Source organism: Xanthomonas sp. F14 (genome assembly GCF_014199865.1).
The window spans coordinates 17,804-30,161 of sequence record NZ_JACHOM010000004.1; the positions used below are offsets into that span (position 1 = coordinate 17,804).

Annotated in this window: 12 protein-coding genes and 2 pseudogenes; 10 read left to right on the forward strand and 4 right to left on the reverse strand. The window is 68.5% G+C overall.

From position 1 onward, the window contains the following. The first annotated feature begins 54 nt into the window (after positions 1 to 54). The 5 genes from GGR73_RS14160 (at position 55) to GGR73_RS14180 (ending at position 5,403) form a co-directional block, all read left to right on the forward strand. A complete protein-coding gene (locus GGR73_RS14160) occupies positions 55 to 510 on the forward strand; it encodes a MarR family winged helix-turn-helix transcriptional regulator (protein ID WP_184457514.1) in 456 nt (151 codons plus the stop codon). 102 nt (positions 511 to 612) lie between these two features. Then, positions 613 to 831 (forward strand): DUF1656 domain-containing protein, encoded by a 219-nt coding sequence (locus GGR73_RS14165; protein WP_024939640.1) that lies wholly within the window; start codon positions 613 to 615, stop codon positions 829 to 831. Next, positions 828 to 1,748 (forward strand): efflux RND transporter periplasmic adaptor subunit, encoded by a 921-nt coding sequence (locus GGR73_RS14170; protein ID WP_184457516.1) that lies wholly within the window; start codon positions 828 to 830, stop codon positions 1,746 to 1,748. The genes GGR73_RS14165 and GGR73_RS14170 overlap by 4 nt, the downstream gene beginning before the upstream one ends. Then, positions 1,745 to 3,205: an efflux transporter outer membrane subunit gene (locus GGR73_RS14175; RefSeq protein ID WP_126966931.1), complete on the forward strand. Its 1,461-nt coding sequence runs from the start codon at positions 1,745 to 1,747 to the stop codon at positions 3,203 to 3,205. Before GGR73_RS14170 ends, GGR73_RS14175 begins: the two co-directional genes overlap by 4 nt. Then, positions 3,202 to 5,403, forward strand: a complete 2,202-nt coding sequence (locus tag GGR73_RS14180) for an FUSC family protein (RefSeq protein ID WP_184457518.1) — start codon at positions 3,202 to 3,204, stop codon at positions 5,401 to 5,403. The genes GGR73_RS14175 and GGR73_RS14180 overlap by 4 nt, the downstream gene beginning before the upstream one ends. 219 nt (positions 5,404 to 5,622) lie before the next feature. On the opposite strand, the gene GGR73_RS14185 is transcribed toward GGR73_RS14180, so the two are convergent. Beyond that, positions 5,623 to 6,984 (reverse strand): MFS transporter, encoded by a 1,362-nt coding sequence (locus GGR73_RS14185; RefSeq protein WP_024939637.1) that lies wholly within the window; start codon positions 6,982 to 6,984, stop codon positions 5,623 to 5,625. A 205-nt stretch (positions 6,985 to 7,189) separates the two neighbouring features. Further along, a pseudogene (locus tag GGR73_RS14190) lies at positions 7,190 to 7,306 on the reverse strand (LysR family transcriptional regulator); the annotation flags it as partial. A gap of 71 nt (positions 7,307 to 7,377) precedes the next feature. On the opposite strand from GGR73_RS14190, the gene GGR73_RS14195 reads away from it, so the two are divergent. After that, positions 7,378 to 7,926, forward strand: coding sequence for an RNA 2'-phosphotransferase (locus GGR73_RS14195; RefSeq protein ID WP_184457520.1), 549 nt, complete (start codon positions 7,378 to 7,380; stop codon positions 7,924 to 7,926). A 178-nt stretch (positions 7,927 to 8,104) separates the two neighbouring features. After that, on the forward strand, positions 8,105 to 9,370 hold the full coding sequence (locus GGR73_RS14200) for a phospholipase D-like domain-containing protein (protein WP_184457522.1): 1,266 nt from the start codon (positions 8,105 to 8,107) through the stop codon (positions 9,368 to 9,370). Between the two features lie 39 nt (positions 9,371 to 9,409). On the opposite strand, the gene GGR73_RS14205 is transcribed toward GGR73_RS14200, so the two are convergent. After that, complete coding sequence (locus tag GGR73_RS14205) at positions 9,410 to 9,925, reverse strand: hypothetical protein (RefSeq protein ID WP_184457524.1); 516 nt, start codon at positions 9,923 to 9,925, stop codon at positions 9,410 to 9,412. Between the two features lie 280 nt (positions 9,926 to 10,205). Here GGR73_RS14205 and GGR73_RS14210 point away from each other — a divergent pair, with 280 nt between their 5' ends. The 3 genes and pseudogenes from GGR73_RS14210 to GGR73_RS20340 all read left to right on the forward strand — a co-directional run. Next, the gene (locus GGR73_RS14210) at positions 10,206 to 10,412 is read left to right on the forward strand and encodes a hypothetical protein (RefSeq protein ID WP_065046733.1); all 207 of its coding nucleotides are present in this window, start codon (positions 10,206 to 10,208) and stop codon (positions 10,410 to 10,412) included. Beyond that, positions 10,399 to 11,511 (forward strand): type II toxin-antitoxin system RelE/ParE family toxin, encoded by a 1,113-nt coding sequence (locus tag GGR73_RS14215; protein WP_167705120.1) that lies wholly within the window; start codon positions 10,399 to 10,401, stop codon positions 11,509 to 11,511. The genes GGR73_RS14210 and GGR73_RS14215 overlap by 14 nt, the downstream gene beginning before the upstream one ends. Positions 11,512 to 11,644: 133 nt before the next feature. Then, positions 11,645 to 11,695, forward strand: a pseudogene (locus GGR73_RS20340) (FitA-like ribbon-helix-helix domain-containing protein); the annotation flags it as partial. A gap of 93 nt (positions 11,696 to 11,788) precedes the next feature. Here GGR73_RS20340 and GGR73_RS14220 read toward each other — a convergent pair. Further along, positions 11,789 to 12,349, reverse strand: coding sequence for a hypothetical protein (locus tag GGR73_RS14220; RefSeq protein WP_184457526.1), 561 nt, complete (start codon positions 12,347 to 12,349; stop codon positions 11,789 to 11,791). Positions 12,350 to 12,358: the final 9 nt, after the last annotated feature.

The following is a 12,358-nucleotide window of genomic DNA, read 5'->3' on the forward strand; positions in this document are numbered from 1 at the left end:
GCCCGGGTTCAGTGACTATTGATTCATTGTTGAATTGATAGCATCCTATCTATTATGACGAACAGCGTTCTCTCTCCCCGCGCCCAGCTCAGCTCCGGCCTGCTGGTCGCCGCCCGCCAGTGGCAGCGGCTGGCCGACCAGGCATTTGCCGAATTCGGGCTGTCCAGCGCCTGCACCGGGCCGTTGTTGATGATCGGCCGCTCCGGCGGCGGCATCCGCCAGGTGGCGCTGGCCCAGCAACTGGGCATGGAAGGCCCCTCCCTGGTGCGGCTGCTGGACAAGTTGTGCGCGCAGGCGCTGGTGCGCCGCGAGGCCGACAGCAGCGACCGCCGCGCCAACCAGCTGTGGCTCACCGACGCAGGCCAGGCGCTGGTCGGGCGCATCGAGATCCGCCTGGATGCGCTGCGCGCGGAGGTGTTTGGCGCGCTCAGCGAGCCGCAGGTGCAGGTGGTGCTGACCTTGTGGGAGCAGATCGCGCAGGCGCACGCGCGGCTGAGTCAGTCCGACTGAGCCCGCTGTCGGGCGTCGCGCTGCGACGCCGGTTGTGACGTTCCGGATGGCCCGGTGCGCATTGCGAACGGCGCCGGACGTGGTTGTTCCCCCTTGCCCAGGATGTGCCCGATGTACGGCGAATTCAGTCTCTACGGTGTGTTCGTTCCCACCTTGCTGGCGTTGATGACGCTGGCCTACCTGCTCAACAGCGCCATCGGCGCGCTGCTGACCCGGGCCGGTGCGTACCGCCACATCTGGCACCCGGCGCTGTTCAACCTGGCGCTGTACATCGCGCTGCTGGGCGGCCTGTTTTCCCTTACCCGTTGGATGCAATCGTGAAAAAGCTGATCAAGAACGCGGGGCCGGCGCTGTTGACCCTGGCAATGGTGGTGGTGGCAGCCGTGGTGCTGCAGCACCTGTGGCGTTATTACATGGAAGCGCCGTGGACGCGCGATGCGCACGTGGGCGCCGATGTGGTGCAGGTGGCGCCGGATGTGTCCGGGCTGGTGGAGGACGTGGCGGTGGCCGACAACCAGGCGGTGCGGCGCGGGCAGTTGCTGTTCGTGGTGGACCGCGCACGCTATGCGATCGCGCTGGAGCAGGCGCGCGCCGCGCTGGCCGAGCGCCAGGCCACCTTGAGCCAGTTGCGCCGCGAGATCGCGCGCGACCGCAGCCTGCAGGACCTGGTGGCCGCCGAAGATGCCGAGGTACGCCGCTCCAATGTGCAGAAGGCGCAGGCGGCGGTGGCCACCGCGCAATCGGCGGTGGACCTGGCCCAGCTCAACCTGGACCGCACGCAGGTGCGCAGCCCGGCCGACGGCCATGTCAGCGACCGCACCGTACGCGTGGGCGATTACGTCAGCGCCGGGCGCCCGGTGGTGGCGGTGCTGGATACCGGCTCGTTCCGCGTCGATGGCTATTTCGAAGAGACCCGCCTGCAGGGCGTGCATGCCGGCCAGCGCGTGGACGTGCACCTGATGGGCGAGCCGGCCACCTTGCACGGGCATGTGCAGAGCATCGCCGCCGGTATCGAGGACCGTTACCGCAGCGGCAGCGCCGGCGCCTTGCCCAACGTCACGCCGGCGTTCGACTGGGTGCGGCTGGCGCAGCGCATCCCGGTGCGCATCGTGCTGGATCGGGTGCCGGCGCATGTGCAGCTGATCGCCGGGCGCACCGCCACCGTGACCATCCTGCCGGACGCCGTGCGCGACGCCGCCAGCGCGCCTGCCCGCGTGCAGGCCAAGGCCGCGCCATGAACCGCACCGGATTGCGTCCCCTGGGACTGGCCACGCTGCTGGCCGCATTGAGCGCCTGCACCACGGTCGGCCCGAACTACGCGGTGCCGGCGGAGTCGGCCTACCAGCGGCCGGCCGCCAATGCCGCGTTTGGCGACACCGGCAACGACCAGGTGCAGGCCGGCGCGCCGCTGCCGGCACGCTGGTGGGCGTTGTACCAGGACCCGATGCTGGATGGCCTGATCGAACAGGCCTTGCGCGACAACGTCGAGCTGAAGGTGGCCGGTGCCAACCTGCGCCGCGCCGCCGCGGTCTACGAACAGGCGCTGGACGCGGGCGGTTTCGATTACGAGGTGGAGGCCGGCGTCAGCCGCGCGCAGGTCTCGGCCGAGGCCTTCCTGCAGCAGGAAAAGCTGCCGGTGTTCAACCTGGCCGACGGCAAGTTCGGGGTGTCGTATCAGTTCGATCTGTTCGGCAAGCTGCAACGCGGTGCCGAGGCCGCGCAGGCCGACACGCAGGTCGCCCAGGCCGCGATCGACCTGGCGCGCGTCAACGTGGCCGCGCAGGTGGCCGGCAGTTACGTGGAGATCTGCCACGCCAACCACGAGCTGCACGTGGCCGAGCATTCGCTGCAGTTGCAGCAGCGCAGCCGCGACATCACCCAGCGCCTGATCGCTGCCGGCCGAGGCACCCCGCCCGATCTGGCCCGCGCCACCGCGCAGGTGGCGATGCTGGAAGCGGCGCTGCCGCCGCTGCGCGCGCGCCGCCAGGCCGCCGGTTACCAACTGGCCGCGCTGCTCGGCAAGACCCCCGGCGAGGTGCCGGCCGGCGTGGATAGCTGTGCGCACGCGCCGGCCCTGCAGCGCCCGATTCCGATCGGCGACGGCCGCGCGCTGCTGGCGCGTCGCCCGGATGTGCGCCAGGCCGAACGCCGGCTGGCGGCAGCCACCGCGCGCATCGGCGTGGCCACCGCCGAGCTGTATCCGGATATCCGTCTGGGCGGCTCGATCGGTGCCACCGGCCTGCTGGCCGACTTCGGTGAGCCGGCCACGCATGCCTGGTCGTTCGGCCCGCTGATCTCGTGGACGCTGCCATCCGGCGGTGCGCGTGCGCGCGTGCGCGCCACCGAGGCCGGCGCGGACGCGGCGCTGGCGCAGTTCGACAACACCGTGCTGCAGGCGCTGCGCGAGGTGCAGACCGCCTTGTCGCGTTACGCGCAGGATCTGGACCGCCTGCATCTGCTGGAACAGGCGCAGCAACAGGCCGACCTGGCGTCGGCGCAGAACCGGCGCTTGTACCAGGGCGGGCGCACGCCGTATCTGTCCAGCCTGGATGCCGAGCGCACGCTGGCCACCGCCGACATGACGCTGGCCAATGCGCAGGCGCAGGTCTCGCAGGATCAACTGCAGCTGTTCCTGGCGCTGGGCGGCGGCTGGGAAGCGGCCGCCGGCCGCACCGACCCGACTGCCGCGCGATGAGTGCGCTGCTGCGCGATCGCCAGGCCTGGCTGTTTTCGGCCAAGACCTTCGCCGCCTCGATCGCGGCGTTGTACGTGGGGCTGGCCGGCAATCTGTCGCGGCCGTACTGGGCGATGGCCACGGTCTATATCGTCTCCCAGCCGCTGCTCGGCCCCACCCGCGCCAAGGGCGTGTACCGCGTGCTCGGCACCTTGCTGGCCGGCGCGGCCACCCTGGTGATGCTGCCGAACCTGGTGGAGACGCCGCTGCTGCTCAGTGCGGCGATGGCGTTGTGGCTGTCGGCCTGCCTGTTCCTGGCGCTGCTCAATCGCGGCCCGCGCGGTTATGCGTTTTTGCTGGCCGGCTACACCACCGCCTTCATCGGCTTCCCGGCGGTGACCGCGCCGGAGGGCATCTTCGACACCGTGGTGGCGCGCAGCGAGGAGATCATCCTGGGCACGGTGATGGCGGTGCTGTTCGCCGCGCTGGTCTTCCCCGCCTCGGTCAAGCCGATGCTCACCGCGCGCATCGGCAACTGGATGCAGGACGCCGCGCAATGGTGCCGGCAGGTGCTGCAGCGTGGCCCGTCGCAGGCACCGCGCAATCGGCTGGCCGCCGATCTGGTGCAGTTCGAGGCCTTGATCGCCTTCGTGCGCCACGACGACCCACGCCATGCCGGTGCGGTCCCCACGCTGGAACAGCTGCGCGCACGCATGCTGATGCTGCTGCCGGTGCTGTCGTCGATGGCTGATCGGCTGGATGCGTTGCAGCGCGATGGGTCTGCGTTGCCGCTCGCCACCGCCGCGCTGCTGGAGGACGTCGCAGCCTGGGTGGACCAGGGCGAGGACGCACGCAGCGATGCAGACGTCGGCGCCTTGCGCGCGCGCATCGCCGCACTACGCCCGGTGGTGGATCAGGACATCGAGCATCTGCTCCTGGCCAGCCTGCTGCTGCGGCTGGAAGAGCTGCTCGACCTGTGGCAGGACTGCCGCGCGCTGCAGCAGGCGGTGGTGCACGGCACGGCGACGCCGGTGCTGCGCGCGATGCCGGCTGCGGCGAGACCACCTGCAACGGCGGAATCATCCGAACGGGCTGACGCGGCACACGGCGAACCTGCTATGCGTTCGCGCACGCAATCCTCGTTGCTGCAGCGGCTTACCTGGTCACCGCGCAACACAACCGATGCGCCGGCAGCTGCCAGCACCCCCCGCCATATCGATTTCGGTATGGCCGCGTTCTCCGCCCTCAGCGCGGGCTTTGCGCTGATGGCGTACTGCGTGCTGTGGATCGGCATCGGCTGGGAAGGCGGCGGCAACGGCGCGATGATGGCGGCGGTGACTGCCGCATTCTTCGCCGCGCAGGACGACCCGGCGCCGAGCATGCTGTCGTTCCTGACCTGGGCGGTAGTGGCCAGCGTGGTCGCCGGCATCTATCTGTTCGGCATCTTCCCGGCCATCCACGATTTCCCGATGCTGGTGTTGGTGCTGGCGGCGGTGTTCCTGCCGATCGGCGCGTTGCTGCATCGCCCCAAGACCATCCTGATCGCGCTGCCGCTGGTGGTGAACCTCACCGCGCTGCTGAGCCTGCAGAACACCTACAACGCCAATATCCAGAGCTTCGTCAACGCGGCGGTGGCGATGGTGCTGGGGATTGGATTTGCCGTGGTGCTGACGCGCTTGTTCCGCTCGGTGGGCGCCGAATGGAGCGCGCGCCGGCTGGTGCGCCAGGGCTGGCGCACGTTGGCCGATGCCGCCGAGGGCCGCGGCGCGCAGGACCGGCAGCACTTTGCCGCCCGCATGCTGGACCTGCTCGGCCTGCTCGCGCCCCGGCTGGCATTGACGCCGGAAGGCAGCGAGCTGGCCTCGGTGGATATGCTCAACGAAGTGCGCGTGGGCTTGAACATCCTGCAACTGCGCAGCGCGCGGCATGGTTTGCCGCAGCCGAGCGTTGAGGCGGTGAACGCGATCCTGGCCGATGTTGCCGCGCACTACCGGCAACAGATCGCGCACAAGCGCCCGCTGCCTGCGCCGGATGCGCTGCGTGCGCGGCTGGATGCCTCGCTGGCGCGCGTCGGCAAGGTACCGGCGGGTGCGCATCGCGATGAGGCGCTGCTGGGTTTGATCGGCTTGCGTTACAGCGTGTTCGCGCAGACGGCGCTGCATACCCAGGCAAACGCCGGTACTCGTCCGCCCTTGGCCCCTCTCCCTGCGGGGCGATAAGGCACTGCCTGCGCGCCACTGGCCCGCGTGCCCTGGAGCGCCCGCGCTGCTGGCGGGGGTTGGGGTGAGGGGTCGTGTACCAATCCACGACCGCAGGATCGATGCTTCACCTTGCGGCGCGTGGCGACGCGCTCACCACAGTCGACGTGCCAGTCACCGGAGGCGCCCCGCATCCGCCCCTTCGGCGCCCTTCTCCCGACGGGAGAAGGGCAAAGCAGATCAGCGCTTGCGCTGATGCATCGCCGCTTCGTCGTCCAGCCAGTTGCTGCCCTTGTTGGTCAGGAAGAACATGTAGACCACCAACGATACTGCGATCACAGCCGTGGCGTAGATCACGAACTCGCTGACGTGGCCGGTCTTCAACGAGGCCTGGTACAGCAGCGGCGCGGTGCCGCCAAAGGCGGAGTTCGCCAACGCATAGCCCAGGCCCACGCCCAGCGCGCGCACATGGGTGGGGAACAGCTCCGCCTTCACCACCGCATTGATCGAGGTATAGCCGGTCAGGATCACAAAGCCCACGGTGAGGATCGCGAACGCGGTCAGCCAGTCGGTCTGCTTGGGCAGCTCCATCACCAGGAACCAGGTGTAGAGCACCCCGCCGATGCCGAAGAACACCAGCAGGCTCTTGCGCCCGACGATGTCCGACAACCAGCCGCCAACCGGCTGCATCAGCATCAGCACCGTCAGCGCGACCAGGTTGATGATGGTGCCGGCCATCACGTCGCCACCGGCGAACGCGGTCTGGATCATCTTCGGCCCGGTGACCGAATAGGTGTAGAACGCGATCGTGCCGCCGGCGGTGATCAGGAAGCACAGCAGCAGCGGGCGCCACTGGTTGACGAACAGCTCGCGCATCGAGCCCGACGCCTTGGCCTTGCCGGTGCGCGAATCGGCGATGGATTCGGAGCTCAGCGACTCGTCCATGGTCTGGCGCAGCCAGAACACCACCAACGCACCGATGCCGCCCAGGCCGAACGCCACGCGCCAGCCCCACTCGGACACCTGCGGCGCATCGAAGAAATGCAGCATTACCAGCAAGGTGGTCTGCGCCAGCACGTGCCCGCCGACCAGCGTGACGTAATGGAACGAAGACAGGAACCCGCGCCGGCCGGGAATCGCCGCCTCGGACATGTAGGTGGCGCTGGTGCCGTACTCGCCACCGGTGGCAAAGCCCTGCAGCAGGCGCGCCAGCAGCAGGATGATCGGCGCGGCGATGCCGATCGTGGCCACCGTCGGCGTCACCGCGATGACGAACGAGCACAGCGCCATCATCGACACCGAGATGGTCAACGCCAGCCGGCGGCCGTAGCGGTCGGCGAAGCGGCCGAAGTACCACGCACCGATCGGGCGCATCAAAAAGGTCATCGCAAAGATCGCCCACACGAACATCGTGGCGTTCTTGTCTTCCTTGGAGAAGAACTGCGATTCGAAGTAGGTGGCAAACACCGAGTAGACGTAGACGTCGTACCACTCGACCAGATTGCCGGCCGATCCCTTGAGCGTGTTGGACACCGAACGGCGAAGGCTACCGGGGGCTGCGCCAGAACCGGCGGCGATCGGAGACGTTGGGGGTGCGCTCATGCAGTCAGAACCTTGTGGGTGGGACACCCCGGAAGTATAGGTGCGCGCTTGTGTGACGCATGTAAGCATTTCGGCGCATATACAGGCCCGGCAACGGCCGGCAGCGGCGCGCGCTTCAGCCCGCTTCCGACGGTCGTCGGTGTGGTGCTTGCGGCCGCGGGCAACAGCGCAACTGCTGGTTTCTGCCAGTGACGCCCGGCACTCGCTACGGCAGCACCTGCCTGAGCGTCTCGATGAATGCACGCAGCCCGGGGGGAAGCTGTCGATGCCCCGGGTCATACAGCACCAGTCCCGGCACCGCCGGGCACCACGGCTCGCGCACGCGCGTTGACCACCTGGATGCGTCAACATTGCCGGCTTCACTGGCCGCAAGGACGCTTCGGGCGCCGCCGTATGAGCAAGCACCACACCGACATCAGCAAGTTCCTCAGTTTCGTGCTGCGCCACGAACCGCAGGCGATCGGACTCACGCTCGACTCGGAGGGCTGGGCCGAGCTGGACGCGTTGATTGCCGGCGCCCGGGCCCACGGCACCGCGCTCGATCTGGAGCTGATCCAGGCGGTGGTCGCCGGCAGCGACAAGAAACGCTTTGCGCTGTCTGCCGATGGGCAGCAGATCCGCGCAGTGCAGGGGCATTCAACGCCAGCCGTGGACTTGCAGCTCGAAGCCAGGGTGCCGCCCGAGGTGCTGTATCACGGCACCGCCACGCGCTTTCTCGAAGCGATCATGGCCGAGGGCTTGCGCCCCGGCCAGCGCCACCATGTGCATCTGTCCGACAACAGGCAAACCGCCGCATCGGTGGGGCAGCGCTACGGCGAGCCGGTGGTGTTGCAGGTCGACGCCGGGCGCATGCATCGCGACGGCCTGCCGTTCTTCCAGGCCGACAACGGCGTCTGGCTCACCGCGCAGGTTCCGGCAGCGTTCCTGACCCGCCCGCGCTGAGCTAAGGCACGCCGCAGGCCGGCCACCGGCATCGGTGCGCGGTGTCGGCCAGCACCTGGGCCGGCATGGACACGCGCAGACGCCGGACGCATCCCCCTTCACGGCCCCCATGCCGCCCGCCTTGCCAGAATGCCGGCCGCTTGGGGCTGTCGATGGCAGGGGAACCGGAGTTGGATGCATGACATGGATCATCGTGGCCACAGTCGTCACCACGCTGGTGGTGGGGCTGCTGCTGCTCAACTTCGCCACGCCCGAGAAAAAGCTCGAGCACATCCCCAGCCATTGCTACGACGTCGCCGACCCGCAGTTCAAACGCGAGATGTCGGTGTTGCTGGGTCCGGCGATCCTGCCCGGCAACAAGATCCAGGTGCTGCACAACGGCAGCGAGATCTTTCCGGCGATGCTGGCCGCCATCCGCAGCGCGCAGCGCACCATCACCTTCGAAACCTATATCTACTGGTCGGGCGAGATCGGCCGCGAGTTCAGCCAGGCGCTGTCCGAGCGCGCGCGTGCCGGGGTCAAGGTGCGCGTCACCATCGACTGGGGCGGCAGCCTGAAGATGGATGCCTCGCTGGTGCAGGACATGACCGACGCCGGGGTGGAGGTGCATCGCTACCGCCCGCTGACCTGGTACAACCTGCACCGCGTCAATAACCGCACCCATCGCAAGCTGCTGGTGATCGATGGCCGCATCGGCTTCACCGGCGGCGTTGGCGTGGCCGACCAGTGGATGGGCGATGCGCAGGACCCAGAGCACTGGCGCGACTCGCATTACCGCATCGAAGGCCCGGTGGTGGCGCAGGTGCAGGCCGCCTTCAACGACAACTGGATCAAGAGCACCGGCCGCGTGCTCAACGGCGCCGAGTACTACCCCGAGCTGGCACCGGCCGGCGACAGCGACGCGCAGCTGTTCGTGGCTTCGCCGGCCGGCGGCAGCGAGAGCATGCACCTGATGTATCTCATCGCCATCGCCGCGGCGCGCAGCTCCATCGACCTGGCCGCCGCCTACTTCGTGCCGGATGCGCTGATCACCCGCTCGCTGCTGGAAGCGCGTGCGCGCGGCGTGCGCATCCGCGTGCTGCTGCCGGGCAAGCATATCGATGCGGTCTCGGTGCGGCTGGCCTCCAAGGCCAGCTGGGAGCCGCTGCTGCAGGCGGGCATTGCCATCCACGAATTCCTGCCCACCATGCTGCACACCAAGCTGCTGATCATCGACGGCCTGCTGGTCTCGGTGGGCTCGACCAATTTCGACATCCGCTCGTCCCGCCTCAACGACGAGGCCAGCCTGAATGTCTACGACCGTGATCTGGCCGCGCAGATGACCGAGGTGTTCGAGCGCGACCTGCAACGGGCCGAGCTGTACACGCTGGAGCGCTGGCGCACGCGGCCGCTGCGGCAGAAGCTGGGCGAGAAGCTGGTGGTCCCGTTCCGCTCGCAGGTGTAGGCAACGGCCTTCCCCATCTGGCAGTGAGCGCACCCGCGCTCAGCGCTGCACAGCCTGCAGCCGCAGCTGGCGCAGCCGCCACCACAGCCCGCCAACGTGCACCAGCGAGTACAACACCAGCGCCGCGGCAATGCCCAGCGTCAACGGGCTGGCCTGCGAGCCGGCCGCCGCCGCGCCCGCGCTGAAGGCGCCATCGGCCCAGCGCCAGGCCAGGCGCCCGAGCAGCACCAGCGTCAGGCCGCCGCCGATCCACGGATTGGGCGTATACCAGCCGCGCCCTTCCAGCCATTCGGCATGCGTGTAGCGCAGCGACAGCGCGCCCAGCCCAATGCCGATCAGCGTTCCCACGGCGATCCCTGGCCGAACCTGCGGCAAGCCATACACCGCAAACGCCAGCGCTGCTGCCGCAATGAGCAGCACCAACGCACGCACCGCAGTGCCGACCGGTTTCCACGGCTGGCGGCCGAAGCTGCGCCGGATGCGCCGGTAGTAGAGCAAGGCGATGGCCGCCATCGACAGATACGGCGTCAGCGGTGCGATGGCAGCAGCGGGCATGGCGATTCCTTTCCAGGTGAGATGCAGGTGAGGTGACCGACGCAGAATGAAACCGGCCCCCATAACGAACAAGGTGCCAAGTGTCACTTTCTGCGAGCACAGGCGGGTTGCCCGGGCGGCCACCGCCGCGCGCGGCAATCGCGACAGGCGACCGACCTTCGCGCAGGACCGGCCTGCCGGCTACTGCCTGTGAACGCCCCAGCCGCGCGCCAGCCATTGCCACACGCGAAGCGGAGCCGCACGGGTAGACTTGCCGGCAGAGTTCCCCCACCGCAGTGCCATGTCCGCCATCAAGCAAGAAGCCCGCACGCTGATCGACACGCTGCCCGAGACGGCAGGATGGGACGACGTGGTTCGCGTCGTGGACGCCGCCAGCTTCGAGGCCGCCGTGCTGGACGGCATGGCCGCAGCGGATCAGGGCGCCTTTGCCGCGCCGGCAGAGGTGGGCGCACTGTTCGCCAGATGGGGCGTTGATGTTGCGGCGTGACTGGACCGTCCCGGCCGCCAGGCAACTCGCACACGCCCAGGATCACTACCACGCGCTCAACCCGACCGCCGCCGCCGCGATGGCGCGGCAGGTGCTGGAAGCCACCCGCACCCTGGCCGAGCAACCCGGCCGCGGCCGCGCCGGCCGGGTCGCCGGCACCCGCGAATGGGTGGTCAAGCAAACGCCCTATGTGCTGGTCTACCGCGTGCGCGACGACGCGCTGCAGCTGCTGCACGTCCGCCTGCAGACGCAGGACTGGCTGCCGCGCACCGAGCCGCTGATCGAACGCATCGAGCCCTGGATCGCCGCGCTGATCAGCGCCTTGCTGCACGTGCTGATGCTGCTGATCCTGCTGTCGGCCTCCACGCCCACCATGACCCCGCCGCAGGGCTCGGCCAGCGGCGGCCGCACCAAGGTGGATTTTGTCGGCGACACCTCCACGCCCGAACAACCCACGCCCTCGCCGACCCCGACTCCGCCGTCGCAAACGCCCGCGCCCGTGCAACCGCCGCCGGCTGCTTCGCCGGTGCAGTCCACCCTGGTCAAGACCGCCAAGAACCCGATCCCGCCGGCAGGCAACACCCGCCGCGGCGGCCTGGTCGAGCAGCGCCAGACGCAACCGGTGCAGCGCCCCACCCCGCCGCAACCGCCGGCAGAGCCCTCGTCGCCGCCGCAGCGCCGCCCCGAAACCTGGACCGGCCGCCCACCCGGCATGCTCGAAGAACAAGCCGATGCCGCCGAAGACGGCATGTCCAACACGCCCACCATCAGCGAAGGCCGCCGCCGCGACCGCAACAACGCCCAACCCAGCATGGATGTGGGCGGCTACCAGGTCTATTACGAAGTGCGTAGCGAAACCCAGCTGCGCAATTGGCGCGACCAGGGCATGAAGGAAGTGGCCATCATCCTGCCCGGCACCCAGTACCGCATGGTCTGCCCGCTGGAAGTCGCGCTCAAGCGCGGCTCCAGCAAATGCCGCCTGCTGCCGCCGGACTCGCCGGAGCTCAAAGACATCGGCGATGCCCGCGAGGTCATCAACATGATGGAGGTCTACAAGCAAGGCGAGCCGGTATGGCGTGGGCCGGGGCCGTATCGGTGAGTGTTGGGGCCAGGTTGGCCCCTGGTTTCACTTACTGCTTGTGCGGGGATGACTGCTTCGATACCGGGTGACGTTGTGTGAGTGCCTGCACTTTCCTGAAGTGCAAGCAACCTGATTCCTGCGCGAGGGCGACATGCCTTCTTTCACCGTCCGCAATATCCCCGACGACGTGCATCGCGCGATCCGCGCGAGGGCTGCACTGCACGGCCGCAGCACCGAGGCGAACGAGCCGAAGCTGCCTTCGGCGCGTTCGTCGATTACCCGGCGGTTGCAGACATCAGCGCCCCTGGTCTTTGCCCAACTTGGTACCCAGTGCTCCCTTCAACGGCGCCGGATTGCTGGTCACCAGGCAGTTGTAGGTCTTGTCGCTGTTGAGAACCAGCACGGACGACTGCGGCCCCTTGAAGTCCAGCCCGACCGAGAACAGCACATAGGTGTTGGGCAGCGCGCTCGGCCGAAACGCACCGAAGGCATACTCCCCGGACAAGCCCAACGGTGACAGCGGTATCGTCACCGTCATCGGCTGCGTGCCCCCCGGGGATGGCAGCGACGAGGACGCAGACATCATCTTGGACTGCACGTCGATGGAGTACTTGGTGGTGACCGCCGAGCCCAGGTACTTGGAACCCGGTGCGGAAACCTGCTTGCGACAGGCCGCGATGTCTTCGGGCTTCTGATCCTGCTGGCCCGTCTGCAGCGTGGCAAAGACATAGCTCAGCGTGACCGTATCCGCCCCGGTCACCGGTGCGGCAACGGCAGCGTCCATGCACAACGCGGCCACGACGAGTGAGAGGCCGCAGGCCGCAAGCGCACCGCGATAGCTGGTTTTACGTTTCATTTCGGTCGT

Coding starts and splice junctions, on each gene's coding strand:
- GGR73_RS14175 (WP_126966931.1), top strand. CDS start 1,745: ATGAACCGCACCGGATTGCGTCCCCTGGGACTGGCCACGCTGCTGGCC.
- GGR73_RS14165 (WP_024939640.1), top strand. CDS start 613: ATGTGCCCGATGTACGGCGAATTCAGTCTCTACGGTGTGTTCGTTCCC.
- GGR73_RS14215 (WP_167705120.1), top strand. CDS start 10,399: ATGTTGCGGCGTGACTGGACCGTCCCGGCCGCCAGGCAACTCGCACAC.
- GGR73_RS14200 (WP_184457522.1), top strand. CDS start 8,105: ATGACATGGATCATCGTGGCCACAGTCGTCACCACGCTGGTGGTGGGG.
- GGR73_RS14180 (WP_184457518.1), top strand. CDS start 3,202: ATGAGTGCGCTGCTGCGCGATCGCCAGGCCTGGCTGTTTTCGGCCAAG.
- GGR73_RS14160 (WP_184457514.1), top strand. CDS start 55: ATGACGAACAGCGTTCTCTCTCCCCGCGCCCAGCTCAGCTCCGGCCTG.
- GGR73_RS14195 (WP_184457520.1), top strand. CDS start 7,378: ATGAGCAAGCACCACACCGACATCAGCAAGTTCCTCAGTTTCGTGCTG.
- GGR73_RS14220 (WP_184457526.1), bottom strand. CDS start 12,349: ATGAAACGTAAAACCAGCTATCGCGGTGCGCTTGCGGCCTGCGGCCTC.
- GGR73_RS14205 (WP_184457524.1), bottom strand. CDS start 9,925: ATGCCCGCTGCTGCCATCGCACCGCTGACGCCGTATCTGTCGATGGCG.
- GGR73_RS14185 (WP_024939637.1), bottom strand. CDS start 6,984: ATGAGCGCACCCCCAACGTCTCCGATCGCCGCCGGTTCTGGCGCAGCC.
- GGR73_RS14210 (WP_065046733.1), top strand. CDS start 10,206: ATGTCCGCCATCAAGCAAGAAGCCCGCACGCTGATCGACACGCTGCCC.